The organism is Streptococcus sp. CL8.13 (genome assembly GCF_049737895.1).
On sequence record NZ_JBKOTT010000004.1, the window covers coordinates 1 to 16,512 of the forward strand.

General features: G+C 41.9%; 14 protein-coding genes. 2 read left to right on the forward strand and 12 right to left on the reverse strand.

All coding sequences use genetic code 11. The features are described 5' to 3' along the window. Both ACLNCN_RS00320 and ACLNCN_RS00325 read left to right on the forward strand, forming a co-directional pair. The coding region (locus ACLNCN_RS00320) for a DUF4097 family beta strand repeat-containing protein (RefSeq protein WP_424844400.1) at window positions 1-823 on the forward strand (823 nt) is incomplete at its 5' end. A gap of 62 nt (window positions 824-885) precedes the next feature. Next, on the forward strand, window positions 886-1,950 hold the full coding sequence (locus ACLNCN_RS00325) for a DUF6574 domain-containing protein (protein WP_261056840.1): 1,065 nt from the start codon (window positions 886-888) through the stop codon (window positions 1,948-1,950). Between the two features lie 70 nt (window positions 1,951-2,020). On the opposite strand, the gene ACLNCN_RS00330 is transcribed toward ACLNCN_RS00325, so the two are convergent. The 12 genes from ACLNCN_RS00330 to ACLNCN_RS00385 all read right to left on the reverse strand — a co-directional run. Continuing rightward, window positions 2,021-2,881, reverse strand: coding sequence for a DUF4299 family protein (locus ACLNCN_RS00330; protein WP_125454321.1), 861 nt, complete (start codon window positions 2,879-2,881; stop codon window positions 2,021-2,023). 121 nt (window positions 2,882-3,002) lie between these two features. Then, on the reverse strand, window positions 3,003-3,989 hold the full coding sequence (trhO, locus tag ACLNCN_RS00335) for an oxygen-dependent tRNA uridine(34) hydroxylase TrhO (RefSeq protein WP_001030024.1): 987 nt from the start codon (window positions 3,987-3,989) through the stop codon (window positions 3,003-3,005). A gap of 131 nt (window positions 3,990-4,120) precedes the next feature. Beyond that, entirely contained in the window at window positions 4,121-4,417 is a 297-nt protein-coding gene (locus ACLNCN_RS00340) for a bacteriocin immunity protein (RefSeq protein WP_033687549.1), read from the reverse strand. 67 nt (window positions 4,418-4,484) lie between these two features. Next, window positions 4,485-5,174 carry a CPBP family intramembrane glutamic endopeptidase gene (locus ACLNCN_RS00345; RefSeq protein WP_023947356.1) on the reverse strand — a complete coding sequence of 230 codons (690 nt, stop codon included), beginning with the start codon at window positions 5,172-5,174 and terminating at the stop codon, window positions 4,485-4,487. A 235-nt stretch (window positions 5,175-5,409) separates the two neighbouring features. Beyond that, entirely contained in the window at window positions 5,410-6,891 is a 1,482-nt protein-coding gene (locus ACLNCN_RS00350) for an ABC transporter substrate-binding protein (protein WP_424844401.1), read from the reverse strand. A gap of 103 nt (window positions 6,892-6,994) precedes the next feature. After that, entirely contained in the window at window positions 6,995-7,918 is a 924-nt protein-coding gene (locus ACLNCN_RS00355; protein ID WP_049488630.1) for a carbohydrate ABC transporter permease, read from the reverse strand. Between the two features lie 13 nt (window positions 7,919-7,931). Next, entirely contained in the window at window positions 7,932-8,861 is a 930-nt protein-coding gene (locus ACLNCN_RS00360; RefSeq protein WP_004254906.1) for an ABC transporter permease, read from the reverse strand. Window positions 8,862-9,070: 209 nt separating this feature from the next. Beyond that, window positions 9,071-10,951 (reverse strand): beta-N-acetylhexosaminidase, encoded by a 1,881-nt coding sequence (locus tag ACLNCN_RS00365; RefSeq protein ID WP_424844402.1) that lies wholly within the window; start codon window positions 10,949-10,951, stop codon window positions 9,071-9,073. Continuing rightward, complete coding sequence (locus ACLNCN_RS00370; protein ID WP_049501978.1) at window positions 10,945-11,814, reverse strand: ROK family protein; 870 nt, start codon at window positions 11,812-11,814, stop codon at window positions 10,945-10,947. Before ACLNCN_RS00370 ends, ACLNCN_RS00365 begins: the two co-directional genes overlap by 7 nt. Before the next feature lie 83 nt (window positions 11,815-11,897). Further along, window positions 11,898-14,543 carry an alpha-mannosidase gene (locus ACLNCN_RS00375; RefSeq protein ID WP_261065491.1) on the reverse strand — a complete coding sequence of 882 codons (2,646 nt, stop codon included), beginning with the start codon at window positions 14,541-14,543 and terminating at the stop codon, window positions 11,898-11,900. 99 nt (window positions 14,544-14,642) lie between these two features. Next, a complete protein-coding gene (locus ACLNCN_RS00380; protein WP_424844403.1) occupies window positions 14,643-15,923 on the reverse strand; it encodes a glycoside hydrolase family 125 protein in 1,281 nt (426 codons plus the stop codon). A 383-nt stretch (window positions 15,924-16,306) separates the two neighbouring features. After that, window positions 16,307-16,512 (reverse strand): hypothetical protein (locus tag ACLNCN_RS00385; RefSeq protein ID WP_424844404.1); only part of this gene is annotated, 206 nt, incomplete at its 5' end.

Sequence of the window (16,512 nt, forward strand, 5' to 3'; positions counted from 1 at the left end):
CGGGATCAAGAGCCTACTTGCCATGTCCAAGGAACCTGTCTATGATAGTCGGATGGAAGAGCTGACCTTTGGTAAGGAAGTCGAAAACCTAGAGATCACTCTCCACCAACACGCGCTCACCATCACAGACTCTTTGGATGATCAAATCCACATTTCTTACCATCCATCACTTTCTGCTCACCATGATCTTATCACGAATCAGAACGATAAAACGCTGAGCCTCACTGATAAGAAACTGTCTGAAACTCCATTTCTCTCTTCTGGAATCGGCGGGATTCTCCATATCGCAAGCAGCTACTCTAGTCGTTTTGATGAAGTTATTCTCCAAGTTCCAAAAGGAAGAAGTCTAAAAGGGATCAACGTGTCAGCCAATCGTGGACAAACCACCATCATAAATGCTAGCCTTGAAAATGCAACTCTCAATACAAATGGCTATCTCCTCCGAATTGAAGGAAGTCGTATCAAAAACAGTAAACTCACAACCCCTAATATCGTTAATATCTTTGATACAGACCTTACAGATAGTCAACTAGAGTCAACAGAGAAGCACTTCCACTCTGAAAATATCCAAGTCCATGGTAAGGTTGAACTGACTGCCAAAAAGTATCTCAGAATCATCCTAGACCAGAAAGAGAACCAACGAATTAACTGGGACATCTCAAGTAACTATGGTTCTATTCACCAATTCACAAGAGAAGAGCCTGAATCAAGAGGTACGGAATTAAGCAACCCTTACAAAACTGAAAAAACCGATGTCAAGGATCAACTCATTGCTAGAGCTGATAATAATATTGAGCTAATATCCATACCAAACAGACGTTGACAAAAGCGCTTACATCTGCTACTATGGAAGCATATTTATCTAACTAAAAAGGAGGTTCTACCATGAAACAAGAATGGTTTGAAAGTAATGATTTTGTAAAAACAACAAGCAAGAACAAACCTGAAGAGCAAGCTCAAGAGGTTGCAGACAAGACTGAAGAAACGATAGCCGATCTCGATACACCAATTGAAAAAAATACTCAAGTAGAGGAGGAAGTCTCTCAAGCTGAAGTCGAACTGGAAAGCCAGCAAGAAGAGAAAATTGAAACGCCTGAAGACAGTGAAGCGAGAACAGAAATAGAAGAAAAGAAAGCATTAGATTCTACTGAAGAAGAGCAAGATTTTTCTAAAGAAACAGAAAAAGTCACTAAAGCTGAAGAGAACCAAGAAGCACTTCCTCAGCAAAAACCAACCACGAAAGAGCCCCTTCTTCTCAGTCAATCCTTAGAAAGTCCCTATATCCCCGACCAAGCTCCAAAATCTACGGATAAATGGAAAGAGCAAGTGCTTGATTTTTGGTCTTGGCTAGTGGAGGCTCTCAAATCTCCTACAAGCAAGCTTGAAACAAGTAGCACACACAGTTACACAGCCTTTCTCTTGCTCATTCTGTTTTCTGCATCTTCCTTTTTCTTTAGTATCTACCACATCAAACATGCTTACTATGGACATATAGCAACTATGCATAATCACTTCCCTGAACAATTTGCTTCATTGAATCTCTTTTCGATTATCTCTATCCTAGTAGCAACAATACTCTTCTTCTTTTCATTCCTCTTGGGTAGTTTCGTCGTGAGACGATTTATCTACCAAGAAAAGGACTGGACGCTAGAAAAGGTTCTCCAACAATATAGTCAACTATTAGCAATTCCAATCTTCCTCACTGCTATTGCTAGTTTCTTTGCCTTCTTTGACAGCCTACGATTTACAGCCCTTTTGTGTGTGATTAGCATTGGAATCATTCTGCTTGCTAGCCTCCATATCATTACGAGACCTAGTCAAGCAAGTGAAACCGACTCCTTTTATCAGTTATTCTTGTCTGTCCTTGTGAACGGAGTTATTATCCTCCTCTTCTTTGTAGCTGAAGTGGCACTGATTGGGGATTATCTTCGTATCTTGGCCTTTCTTTAAGATTCAATCCTGTCTTCCATGGCAGGATTTTTCTATATCAAAAAAGCAAGTCGATTGACCTGCTTCTGCTTTACTTTTCTTGTGCTAATGCTTTAAAATCTTTGTCTAAGATGGGTTGCACTTCTAATTGATTGGCATCTAGTTGGTGGTAAGATGCTGATGGTAGTGACTCTAGGAATTTTGCATAGTCTAAGCGGACAATGGCTTCATAGTCTTCTGGTTTAGAGCCGTCTCCTGTGATTTGAACCAAGTCAATCTCCCACTGCACTTCCTTATCCACCAATTGCTCAATATAGGCAGTAGGAACAAATGGTTCTCTCGGTAATACTGTCTTGACTCCTTGAGCCAGATGGTAAACACCGTGCACTTGGCCTTCTCCATCCTGATAGAAGGAAACTCTTGCAAAGTAGGCGTCTGTCTCTTGAACCGCACGCACACGCGCTTCAAACTGTGCCAAGCCATCTGCCTCTAAAAGGCTTTTCAAGTCCTCATGACTAAAGAAAACAGGATTAAAAATTCCTTGGCAAATCGTAAAACGGGCTGCAGTGTCTGTCAGATGGGCTTGAATACTTGCTTGGAAATAAGCTTCAAAATCAAAACCATCTAGTCCTTCAATCTCAGTTCCTGTATAAGCAAGCAGAGCATCTAAAAATGCTTTGATAATCTGCCAGTCTGTCTTCGTGAGTAGGTCAGGAAGATCGACACGGTAAGCCTTTTGACCATCAGCATAACTGACCTTAAAGAGAAATTGTGATTGCCCCACTATCGCACACTCGATATACTCGAGACGATTAAGAGGCTGACGGAGATAGACGGCATCATAGCTATGCGACTCCAAACCATCTACCAAGGCCAAGATAGACTTGGCAGTCAAAATTTCCTGTTCTCCTAAAATGCTCTGTTTATTTGGAATAAAAAATGTTTTCACCATAACTGAACTCCTTTGAAATCGTTTACATATAGTATACCCTATTTTCCTGAAAGATACAGAAACAAACTTTAGATTTTTTAGTAAAAAGCATAGAAAAACAGCCCCTAAGGACTGTTTAATATTATACTGTAGCTGCTTGATCCAAGCTTTCACCGATAGCGGCTAGGCGCTCGACAACTTCAGCTTGTGTCAATTCATTTTCTGAAACATAGCGGTTACGTGGGTGAACACGGCACTCGTGTGAGCATCCACGAAGGTACTTGTCTTCATTTTCTTCTGATGTCAAGATACGACGGTTACAGAATGGATTTCCACAGTTGACATAACGTTCACATGGTGTTCCATCAAACCAGTCTTTTCCTACGATAGTTGGGTTGACATGGTTAACATCTACGGCAATACGCTCGTCAAAGACGTACATTTTCCCATCCCAAAGTTCACCTTGGACTTCTGGGTCTTTACCGTAAGTTGCGATTCCTCCGTGCAATTGACCAACATCTTTGTAGCCTTCACGGACCATCCAGCCTGAGAATTTCTCACAGCGAACACCACCTGTACAGTAAACCACGACGCGCTTGTCCATGAATTTTTCCTTGTTATCACGAACCCATTGTGGCAACTCACGGAAGTTGCGGATATCTGGGCGGATAGCCCCACGGAAGTGTCCTAGGTCGTACTCATAATCGTTACGTGTGTCAAGGACAACTGTATCTTCGTCAAGAAGGGCTTCTTTGAACTCTTTTGGAGACAAGTAGGCACCTGTTGTTTCAAGTGGGTTGATGTCGTTGTCAAAGTCGTTGTCTTCCAAACCAAGGTGGACAATTTCTTTTTTGTAGCGAACGAACATCTTCTTGAAGGCTTGTTCACTTTCTTCGTCAATCTTAAACCAGAGGTCTTCCATGCCTGGGAGGCTGTGAACGTAGTCCATGTATTTTTGAGTTGTTTCGTAGTCACCTGAAACTGTTCCGTTAATTCCCTCGTCAGCGACTAGGATACGGCCTTTAAGGCCGATTGATTTACAGAAAGCCAAGTGATCTGCAGCAAATTGCTCTGCATTTTCAATTGGAGTATAAAGGTAGTAAAGTAAGACACGAATATCTTTTGCCATAAGATTTGTTCTCTTTTCTATTCTTAAATTTTCAGAATTTTTCATCTAACTATACTAGTATACCTGCTTGAGAAAACGAATGCAATTTATTTGACTGGAAATTGTAGAAAGGTGCTTATCCCTGCACTTCATCAGTAACCATAGCGAATAGCAGATAATTCTCTCAATTTTTTGATCTGCTCGGATTGACTTTCTGATAACATCAGCTTATTGTCAATCAACACACGTGAGATGTCAACATTCATTTGACTCAATATAAATGGGGTAGAGGTCCCATCGTCCTCTAATCGCCTTTTATAACTTACTAACAGATTTTTCAAAGGAGTCAGTTGAGGCGTATTGTTTATACCTTCCAGTAGATAATCAATGATAATCATGGCTTCACAACGTCTTTCGCTGCCTCCGGCAAACCATTTTAATGGTGTCATACTCATTTACCTCCTGAAATTCGTTTATAAATTGAAAAACTATCATTCCTAACTCTCGCGCCAGTATTTACCCAAACACCCTCTGTAAAAAAGTCAGCAAAAATGGTAATGTTGCAAAAATATTATTAATCACATGCACCGCATAGGATGGATAAATGCTCTTGGTATAGCGGGTCAAACTAGCAAAGATGATGCCAGATGTTGCAAAGACGAAGATATCTAACAAACTAGGCAGGCTTGAAAAATGAGGAAGAGCAAATAAAATTGACGGAAGAAGCAAATCAAGGCCAAATCTCGAATGCTTAAAAAAGGCGTGTTGCAGTAATCCTCTATAGATTAGCTCTTCCATAAGTGGAGTCAGAAAGAACAAAGTTATATAGATACCTAGCTCAGCAAAGTTGGTCCCACTATAACCGATCAATACAGCCCAACCTTCAGCAGTTGACTGAACATGTTTAGCTGTCTGAACGTTAAAAGAGATCTGGAGCACTACCACTAATACTGTCAAAATCGAATACCAAAGCCATTTTTTTCTTGGAATGCGAAAGAGATAGCCATGGCCTGTCTTAACCAGAATCCAAATCATGACTCCGCTAAATAGCAAACTCAAGAGATTTTGAATCCAGACGAAATTGCCAATCTGGGAAGAAAATTGCCAATAATTTTGAACAATAAGCGTCAGCTGAGAAAGACCAAATACGAAAAATAGGTAAGAGAAAACTGCACTAATTTTGAATAGAAGTTGATACTTCTTCATATGAACTCTCCTTTGTAAACTCGAGACATCTCTAATATAAGCTATATTTTCCTAAATCCTTACTCCAAATCCTAAATGGTACTTGAGATTTCCTGAATGGTTAAATAAGGACAAGAAAAAAACATGGATATCTATGCTCTTGTTTCAAAAAATCACTGCCTCCCCCAGATAATCCTGAGGAAAACAGTGATTCAATTTTTAGGAATTAGGAATGAATACACGAAATCAATTGATCTTATGATTTTTTGTTTTTCAAGAATTCATCGTATTGTTTTTGCATTTCGTTCAATACTTTATCGTAAGCACCTTCAGATTTCAATTTTTCCATCAATTCTGGAATAGCTTTATCTGGGTCTACAGTACCAGTGTTGATAGCTGTATCGAATTGTTGCATTGTGTTAGAGATTGCTGAGATTTCAGATTTCACATTGTCAGTGTTAAAGATGAATCCAAGCGCTGGAGATTCTTTAGCTTCTGCCAATTGTTTCTTAGAATCTTCGATTTGTTGGTCTGTAACGTTTTCGTTGATGTAAAGAATCCAGTTGTTACCAGTGTTCCATCCACCCATGTGAGTGTTTCCTTTGTAGCCATCAAGGACACGAACACGGTTTTCTTTACCTGCAATTTTTTCCCAGTTCTTGCCTTCTGGACCATAAACAAGACCATTCAAGAGTTCTGGGTTAGTGTTCAAGAGGTTCAACACTTCCATTGATTTTTCTTTGTTCTTAGAGTTGTTTGAGATAACAAAGTTAGCAACTTGTGTTGTTTGGTTTTTCTTGATGAAGTTAGTAATTGGTTTGATTTGGATGTCTTTGTTTGCAACACGTGAAAGCAAGCTGTTACCGTAGTCAGCTGGTCCTACTGTTTCTTCACGAACGAACCAAGTATCTTGTTGAAGGTCAAATGAAGTATCGCTTGTTGCTACGTCTTTTGGAATATATCCAGCTTCATAGAATTTGTGAAGAGTCTTCAAGTGTTCTTTGAAACGAGGTACTTCGTAACGGTTTACGATCTTAGTAGTGTCTCCTTCAAGGTCGATAACGAATGGAAGTCCGTTTGGAACTGAGTAGTCAAAGTTATCAGATGGGATGAAGTTCTTCGTAACCGCAAATGGCACTACATCTGGAGCTTTTTCTTTGATTTGTTTCAAGACTGGTTCAAGTGTTTCATATGAAGTGACACCTGAAATATCTATACCGTATTTAGCAAGAAGAGTTCCGTTGAAGGCGAAGTTTTGAGATGATGCAACGTTGGCTGCAACTGGAACTGCGTAAATTTTACCGTTAATGCTGTTACCTTTGATGTAAGCTGGGTCAAGTGCTTTATAAAGCTCTGCCCCTTCTTTCTTATACAAGTCAGTCAAGTCAGCATAGGCACCTTTTTGAGCATTTACAACATAGTTAGATGCAAAGGCGATATCGTAGTTTTCACCAGATGATGTGATAACTGACATTTTCTTATCATAGTCACCCCATCCAAGATATTGGATATCCAATTTAGCACCAACTTTTTCACCGATGATTTTGTTGGCATTTTCTAGCAATTCATCCAAGTTATCTGGTTTGTCCCCGATTTGGTACATTTTGATAACAGTTTTTTCACCTGAAGCTGAGTCAGCAGCTTTTTTGTTACCTGAAAGGTTTCCACAAGCAGCAAGACCAGCAGCCAAAGCGACTACGCTAGCAGATGCAAAAGCATATTTTTTCCAGTTTTTCATGACAAAAACTCCTTTTTTTATTTTTAAACTTATAAACAATGTAATGATCTTAACTTCACGCAAGGGAAGTTTGGAAACGAGAAATGATTTTTCTCAACAAGCACTATTCTTTCACACCACCGATAGTCAAACCTTTTACAAAGTAGCGTTGGAAGAATGGATACAAAATCGCGATTGGAAGGGTTGCGACCACAACCATGGCCATACGACCTGTTTCTTTTGGAAGAGCAACTCCCAGTTGACCAGATAGGCCGACTGCTTTGGCGATGTAGTCCATATTTTGTTGGATTTGCATGAGCAAATATTGCAATGGATACAAGTTGTCACTCTTGATGTAAAGAAGGGCGTTGAACCAGTCATTCCAGAAACCAAGAGCTGTCAATAGCGTGATGGTTGCGATACCTGGTAGTGACAATGGCAAACAGATTTGGAAGAAGATCCGGGCTTCACTAGCACCATCGATACGAGCGGATTCAAGAATGGCTTCTGGAATTGTCTTCTTGAAGAAGGAACGCATCAAGATGATGTTGAATGGTGAGAGAAGCATTGGAACAATCAAGGCCCAAACTGTATCACCAAGTTGAAGTAAACGAGTTACCACGATATAGCCTGGTACCAAACCAGCGTTGAACAACATACTAAGAAGGGCAAAAATCGTAAAGAATCTGCGATACTTAAAGGTTGTCCGTGAGATGGCGTAGGCATAAGTTGTTGTGATAAAAACGTTTGTGATAGTCCCCACCACTGTTACAAAAACTGAGATGAAGAGGGCTTGGAGAATTTTATCCTTAAATTGTGCCAAGAACTCAAAACCATCTAATCCAAATTGGGATGGGAAGAAGCTATATCCATTTTGGAGGATACTCTTTTCATCTGTCACAGAGATAACAATAACAAATATGAAGGGTAGGATACAAGAGAGGGCAACCAAACCAGAAATGGTACTAAAGAAGATATCTGCTTTCTTACTGAAGGAGTGAATGCCGACATTATCAATTTTTTCTTTTTTAATTTTCTTTTCTGCCATATTCTCCTCCTTTCTAGAACAAGGCTGAGTTTGGATCAACTCGTCTTGCCAGTAAGTTTGATAGGATAACCAGAATCAAACCGACTACTGATTGATAGAGACCTGCCGCTGAAGCCATCCCGATATCTGCTGTCTGAGTCAAACCATTATAAACATATACGTCCAAGACGTTGGTTACGTTATAAAGCTGACCAGCATTGTGGGGGATTTGGTAGAAAAGACCGAAGTCTGCACGAAAGATATTTCCGACTGCAAGGATGGTCAATACAGTTACCAATGGTGTCAACTGCGGAATGGTTACATTGCGAATTCGTTGCCATTTGCTGGCTCCGTCCACTGTCGCTGCTTCGTAGTAGGTTGGATCAATTCCCATGATTGTCGCATAGTACATGACACTGCTATATCCAAAACCTTTCCAAATACCTAGGAAAAGTAGGAGATATGGCCAGATGCCCAAGTCAGCGTAGAAATTGACTTCCTTCATTCCGATAGATTCTAGGAAATGGTTGAATACCCCTTTATCAATGTTTAGGAAGGCATCTGTAAAGAAACTGATGATAACCCAAGACAAGAAGTAAGGGAACAACATAGAAGTTTGGAAAATCTTAACCATTCTCTTAGAACGGAGTTCACTTAAGATGATAGCAATCCCTACTGATACAATCAAACCGATAAAGATAAAGCCTAGATTGTAGAGGACAGTATTTCGAGTGATGATAAAGGCGTCTTTTGAACTAAACAAGAATCTGAAATTATCGAGTCCGACCCATTTACTATTCACGATACTATCTATAAATCCATTACTGGTCATGTGGTAGTCTTTAAAGGCAACCACGTTCCCAAATACTGGAATGTAGAAGAATAGAATCAACCAGAGTGCCCCTGGCAAAACCATTAAGAGAAAGATCCAGTTGTCTCTCAAGGTTTTTGAAAACTTATTCATAATTTCCTCCCTTTTTTATTTTGATATCCATCTAAAAATTCCTTTTTAGACTTTTGATAACGATTACATTATTAGTATACTCCTATTTGAAGGTTAGGTTAAACTACTAATTATAGAAAAAACTCCACAAATTATTTTATGTGGAGTACTTTTTTAAGAAAGGGATGTTTCACGAGAAACACTCTGCCCAAGGCACGGTGTTCTTGTTTTTAGGTCGTGTAAATCGTTGAAGCTGTCGCAATGGTATGCCACTGGTTGGCTGTTGTGGCTGCGAAGTTCTTGTCTGCGTAGAAATCGTTAAATGGCAGAATTTCTACTTCCAACTCGTCGATGCGGTCAATCTGACCAGCTAGATAAGCCTCGATGCGGCTTTCTGCTCGTTTGATGCGTTGCAAGAGTCCGCCCATACGGATATCGACCGTATCCAATCCAAAGACCTTGTTTTCTTTCAGCCATTGGTGGCTAAAGAGGGCATGGAAGTCTTCAATTTGGCTTCTGAGTTCTGGTAATTCTTGTCTTGCGATTTCTTGCAGACTTTCTTTATCATCCGTTTGGTAGGCCTGACGAATACGCCGTCCCACGTCCACTTTGCTACTTAAAATAGCATTCAACTGAGCCTGAGTTTCAAAGAGGTAGGCATAGTTGCCAGCTTTTTCTTTAATGTTAGCAAGCGTCTCAGCAGCCTGAGCGAAGTGCGGTTTGTCCTGTTCAGGTGTCATGTGTCGGTCAAGGATCGGACAGAGAACATCCTGATAAAAGACATAGCGGTTGGGATTGATCCCGCTGAGATTACCTGGTAGGTCTGGCAAGAGATTAGCTAGGTCAATCTGCATAAAATCTTCAACCGATAGACCTATATTGGTCTGGAAATGAGCAGACAAACGGTCTAGGTCATTGCGATAGCTGAGTTCTGCCCAGATTTGCAAACTTGGTAAGACAGAGAATTGGGCTGTTTCCCCACCATTATCCCCCCAACCCGTTACAATGACTTCTTTGATATCATTGGCACGGCAGGCTTTGTTGGCCTCAAGAGCGATGAGACGACTGAAATGGTTGTTGGGTGTGAAACCAATCCACTTCCAAGCACCTCCTGCAAATGCAAGGTCATGGCTAATCTTGTGATGGTTGCGGAAGTTGCGATTGTATTTTTCCTCGCTATCCTGATAATAGTCCCAGTAAATCAAGGTCACACGATCTTTGAGGCGGTCTAGGTAGACACGAGTTTCTTCTGGAATTTCCACATCACGGTCGTACTGGCCATCTGCTGACATAAGTTTAAAGAACATATCGCTCCACATCTGGCAGTGGAAACCATATTTGTCAGCAATATCCAGCACGCGCTCCAAGTGTTGGCACATGAGGAGACTACGATCCACCACACCGTTTAGAATCAGGTAGCGTCCCAAACCAACCAAGTGGGCTTCGTCCATCCCGATATTGACCTTGCGAGTCTTCAGCTTAGACAGAGTGGCAAACATGCCATCAATCAGGTCATAAACCTTTTCTTCGCCGATAAGGAGGATATCCTCCACATCACGGAGCTCCTGAACTTCTTTGACACCCCATTTGACAAAGGCTGACAAGTGGGCCAAGGTCTGGATACAAGGCACAAAGGTCATAGCAAACTGCTGGGCATAGGCTTCGATCTCCTGCAACTCCTCAGCCGAGTAGGCTCCACGGAAATAGCCAAAGTAAGGCTGCCCCTTAATCTGGTAGGTGTCTTCCATGTAAAGCTCAAAGGTTGAGTAGCCCATGAGAGCCAAGACCTCAATCATCTGCTTGGCAGAAGCCACATTCAGCACCGCATTTCGAGAACAGTCAGCCATGTAGGCTAAATCTTCATAAGCCGCCTTCTCCTTAATCTCTACTTTATCACCTTCTGCTAGAGCTGTTACCAACAAGGACAAGGCGCGATAGAGTTGGTGAGGTTTGCGATAGGTTAGTTGATAGTGTCCACCCTCACCCTTGATAGAGATAGAGGCTTGGTCAGATTGGGCGACAGCTACTTCGACATCTGGTAGAGAAATGTGCTTTTGAAGCAACTCTATAGCTTGATGTTGTTTACTGCTAATTCCTGTAAATCTTACCATTGATTTTCCTCCTGTAACCAGTTGACAAGGGCACCGTAGAGATTGGCATCTGCATGATAGGTGCAGGCTTGGATGACGGGTGTGACCGTGTATTCTTCGTAGGTATCAACAAAGTCATCTACAGCTTTTTTGACCCCTTGAATAAAATCTGGATTTTGACTGATAGAGCCTCCCAGACTGATGACATCTGGATCGATGAGATACTGGATATTGAGCAAGCCTTGCGCCAAATTACGATTCATCCGCTCAATGGCTTCTTGACAAAGGGCATTTCCTGCTTCGGCTTCTTGGTAAATTTTGCGACCGTCCCAGTCAGTCTGACCAGATTTTTCAATCACGTATCGCACCATATTTCCAGTTGACGCTAATTGCGACCAGTTGTTGAGCTTTTCAGCAGGGGCAAGAGTTGTCATGTAGCCAAATTCTCCACCCAGACCGTGGCGACCTCGATGAAGTCTACCATTGATAATCATGGCTCCGCCAATCCCTGTCCCAATCACGACACAGGCTGCATTTTCAAGTTCTGGATGAGCCAGTAATTCACTGAGTCCAACGCAGTTGGCATCATTTTCCAGATGGACAGGAATCTGATAAGAGCTAAGCGCCTCATACCAAGAAAATCCGTGAATGTAGGGTACTGCACTGAAGCCATCAATCACACCTGTCTCTTGATTGACCGCGCCTGGAACGCTCATAGCAATCCCGCTATAATCCTGCTCTGACAAACGTTGATCTAGCCAAGCTAGTAAGTCCTCCAAACTTTCTGGCGTTGGAATGCTTGTCTTATCTAGTATTTTCCCATCAGGAGTCAGACTGGCAAACTTAATCCCAGTCCCTCCGATATCAATCGTTGCAATAGTCATTGTTTTTACCATAAAAAGGGGCGAATCAGCAGTTAGTTCTTACCTTTTCGCCCCTCCTTTCTCTTTATGTTTACTTGTTGAAATTAAATTTCTTCTTTTTTGATGAATTCTGTACGAATCTCTTGTGGTGAAATGAGGCCTCTATGAACTGGGTATGGTCGTTCAAGTAGGTCAAGGAAGAGATGTTGGCTTTCCGGTACACGTACATTTTCACTACACATATTGTAGTAACGAAGAACATAGCCCTCCTCATTTTCAGCTACCTTAAAGGCTGTTGGACAGATTTGTGGTATGCTGAGAACAGAATGGCTCAAGAGGCTACCAGTCGCTGCCACGCTTCCTTCTTGTTTAGCAAGCTGAAGGCTGGTAAACGGTGTCTGCAAGGCTTTAGCACGACGATAGGCTGAGAAGCGTTCTTGGGCTTGGTGGCATTCAAGCGCAAACTCGACTTCAAACTCACGCAAGCATTGAGCTTCTGGTGTTGGGAAGTAACCCCAGTCACCTAGCTCACCTGATGCACGCAAAATAGTCACTGCAATAGTGTCGTCTCCAAGGATTTCGTATTCATTCAATCCCTTATTGGCTACCGTCACTCCTTTTTCATCGTCATACAGACTAACAAAGGCTTGTTGGTGTTGAGGATTTTCAGGATTTTCCCATGAAGCTGCTGGTTTGTTTGGTCGTGTCACCACCTCATAGATGCTTTCAGAATCATTGCTTGGACGCGTGTTATGAGTCTTGACCAAGAGACGGATACGGTGGTCTTTGGCAGTGTTAGTAAAGCGAGTCTTGCAACGGATTTGTGGGTTGTCAACAAAGACAGTCAACTCAGTTTCCAGAGGAATGCTTGTCAATTCTTCTGAACGTCCCGCCTCACGCTTCATAAACTCGATGATACCTTTTTGCTCTTCTTCTAGCTTTTCATCGGCACTGACAGGCACGGTCAATTCATGTTTGAGCAAAATCTTAGCGTAGCGAGCTGTGTTTTCCAAGACCTCGTAGCCCTTAAGCTCTGCATAGATTGGCTCTGTTCCTTTTGGTTGGAAATAGATATACTCGTTTCCGATGTCACCACGGTCTTCAAAGCGGATAAAATCTTCATAGGCTTCGTGAGTTGTCTTATCATAAACTGTGATATTGTCATCCACACTCACCGTTACAAATGGTGTATCAATCACTCCGTTTTGGTAAATACCCTCACGGTGTGCTTGCTCTCCTTCCAGCAATTGGAAGGTTGTCCAAGAAAGCGGTGCTAGGTGAACTGGAATGGTCACGCGCACTTGTCGAGCAATACGAGCTTGGCGGAACTTGTCTTTTGGTAAATCGTACTCAAAATTAGCTCCGAGGTCTTCGATTTTAGCCTCTACAGGACGACCATCCAAATCCTCCACACGGTAACTTGGCAAGGTAAGATCAGCCATCTTCTTATAACCTTCTGTTGGGTGCAATTCCTTAAAATCACAAGTCGCAACATCAATCACTGTGCTGACAGTATCGACCTTATCATGCAAGCCTGTGTTAATGACAGTAAAGAGATAGTCACTTTGAGCCTTAGCTGTAGCGATTTTACCCTTCCACTCGTTAAGAAGATTGCTCTTAACAAAGTTTCCGACTTGGTTTACCTTGGCAAAACGAGTTTCCATTTCGCGGTGAACCTCGTCCACGCTACAGCCACAGATGCTATCATGTGGCGCATTCTGCAAAAGTGTTTTCCAAGCATAGGTCAACTGATCCTTGTGGTTGTGGCCCCCAGTGATAATCGTCAAGGGTTCTACAACTTGCTCTAGAAGGTTGCTATTTTCTTGGAAGGCTTGTTTGAGATAAATACGAGATGAAGAAGTGTTGGCAAGTGTGTACCAGCCATCTGTTTCCTGACTGGTCAACTCACCTGTAACCGTTGATAACTGCTCTGGTAGAGCACTTTCCACAGCTTGAACATATTCATCAAAAGAACTATGAACAAAGGTTACATCTGGGAAGAGTTCATTTGCCACACGAATGGCTTCGCTCAGATTTTTCTGTACAGGCTGGTGGTCACATCCGTTCATCATCAACCATTGGTTGGTCGAAGCGTAATCACGCACATCTGACAATTTTTGTTTCCAGAAGGTCAAGGCCTCGTCTTTATCAACTGGAATTTCATTCCCATTACTGTACCAGTTGGCAAAGAGGATCCCGAGGACACGACTTCCGTCCGCACCCTGCCAGTACATTTCTGAAAACTGAGAAGTAAACTGCTCATCTTCGAGGACTTGGTTATCAAATCCAATCGGCTTCACACCACGACCAAAAGCGGCCACGTGAATGCCTGATTTTTGAAGGATTTGAGGCGCTTGCCCCATATTTCCAAAGGTATCTGGGAAGTAACCAATCTGAGTAGATTTGCCCCATTTTGCAGCCTCCTGCTGACCAATCAATGTATTGCGGACATTGGCTTCACTTGAAATCAAGTAATCATCCTGCAAGATGTAAAAAGGACCAATTTTAAGTTTGCCTTCGTCGATGTATCGTTGGACTTTGTCGCGATTTTCAGGGCGAATCTCCAAGTAGTCATCAAGGACAATGGTTTGACCATCTAAGTGGAAGCTCTTGAACTCAGGGTCATTTTCAAAGAGATCGAAGAGATTGTCAAATAATTCCACCAACTGCATACGGTGGCTTTCAAAAGGCAAGTACCACTCACGGTCCCAGTGACTATGTGAGATAATATGTACGACAACATTTTCCATGAAGTAAAACCTCATTCTAAATTTAAATTTTTATTGTTAACGTTTTTGGATGTAAATTTATGATTCTTTCCAAGAATCAGTTGCGCTAAAGCATGTTCCTTAGCGGATATCCAAGTAATCCAAGACCAATTCACAGAACATCATGTTAGCCCAAGAGAACCATTCACGAGAGTAGAGAGTTGGGTCGTCCACGTGGAAGCTTTCGTGCATGACACCTGTACCACCATCGCAAGCAACCAGCTGATCCAACAAGAATTTCTTCTCTGCCTTATCTCTTGTTGTCAATCCTTGGATAGAAAGGGCTATTGGCCAGATATAGCGATAGAAGGTATGAGAACTTCCGAGACCGCTAGCGTATTCTCCTTGGTAGAAGTAGGGATTTTCAGGGCTCAGAATGGTACGACGAGTTGCTTGATACACTTCATCGTTGACATCGCAGTAGCCCAGATAAGGCGCAGCCAACAAACTTGGAACGTTTGGATCATCCATGATGCTAGCATTTCCCAAACCATCCACTTCAAAGGCATAAATCTTTTCGCCCTTGCTATTGCTTGTGTAGGCGTGATTTTCGATGCCTTCTTGGATTTCAGCCTGAAGACGTTTAGCGTCTGTGATAACACTCTGGCTATCAGCTAGGTTTAATGCTGCGAAGATCTCTTGCACATAACCCAGGACTACTACAGCAAACATATTTGACGGAATCAAGTAACTATACTGACAGCAGTCATCGCTCGGACGAAAAGCTGACCAAGTCATGCCTGTCACTGCAAAATTAGGGCCAAAGCCATCATTTACCAAGGTATCTTCCTTGCGGTCCGTATCGCGGACAAAACGATAAGGAGAGTTCTTATGGTCTTGTTCCACTGTCCACAGATGAAGAATTTCCTTAGTTGCTGCGACAAAAGTCTCATCAAACTGACTAGTCTCGCCAGTCTCTTTCCAGAGGAGATAAGCCAGCTGCAAAGGATAGCAAAGCGAGTCCACCTCATACTTGCGTTCCCAAATCCAGCCATTAAGGTCGGTATGGTCTGTCTCGTGGTGACCCTTCCAGTTTTCCTCAATGTTGAAGGAATTGGCATAAGGATCCTTGAGTACCAAGGTCATCTGACGTTTGACCAAACCTGCAATGGTCTGACGCAGGAGGGCATCTCTTTTAGCCACATGAAGGTAGGGTCTGAGTTGAGCTGTCGAATCTCGAAGCCACATAGCAGGAATATCTCCTGTGAGCACAAAGGTTGAACCATCTTCTAGGATTTCAACCGTATTGTCCAAGGTGTCTGTGTAACAACGCTCGAAAACATCCACCCACTCTGGATGGTCCTTAGCTCGCTCTGCCACTTCATCTAGCCATTCTCTAACAATTTCTTTTGAATAAATCATCGTGCAGTATCCTCTTTCAAACAAGTTTCATTTTCAGTATATAGCTTTTGAGACAGAAAATACATACACAAATGATAGTCATTTTTCTACATAATAAAAGAATTATTATTTTAGGTTTCCTTAGGGCTTCCTAACCCTTATATCACGCGCTTTTGAACAAAAAATACTAACATTACTTTTTACTACTTGCTCCCCCAAAGTACGCAAAAAGGGGAGCAAAAAAAGCCCCACAAAAGGGCTAAGATTTGACGAGTTCAGCAGACAAGAAACTAGCACGGTCAAACGTGCTTTTTTTATTGCTGATAGGTTCATTATACCACGTAGTATATAAAAGGCAAAAATAACTCATATCAAAAAGCACTTAGATTGTTCTAGGTGCTTATTTAAATCGTTTCAAGTTTTAGACTCTTGACAAATTCATCCCATTCGGCATCTAACTCCTCAACAGTTTTATTCTTATTTCGTTCATAGGCTTTTTTTAACAATTCATCCAGATTGTCGTCTTCGCCTTCTGGCCAATCATAAATATCTTTTTTAACCATATCATTCAATCCTTCCAAATTCAAAGTCGAATGCTTGAGATAATAAT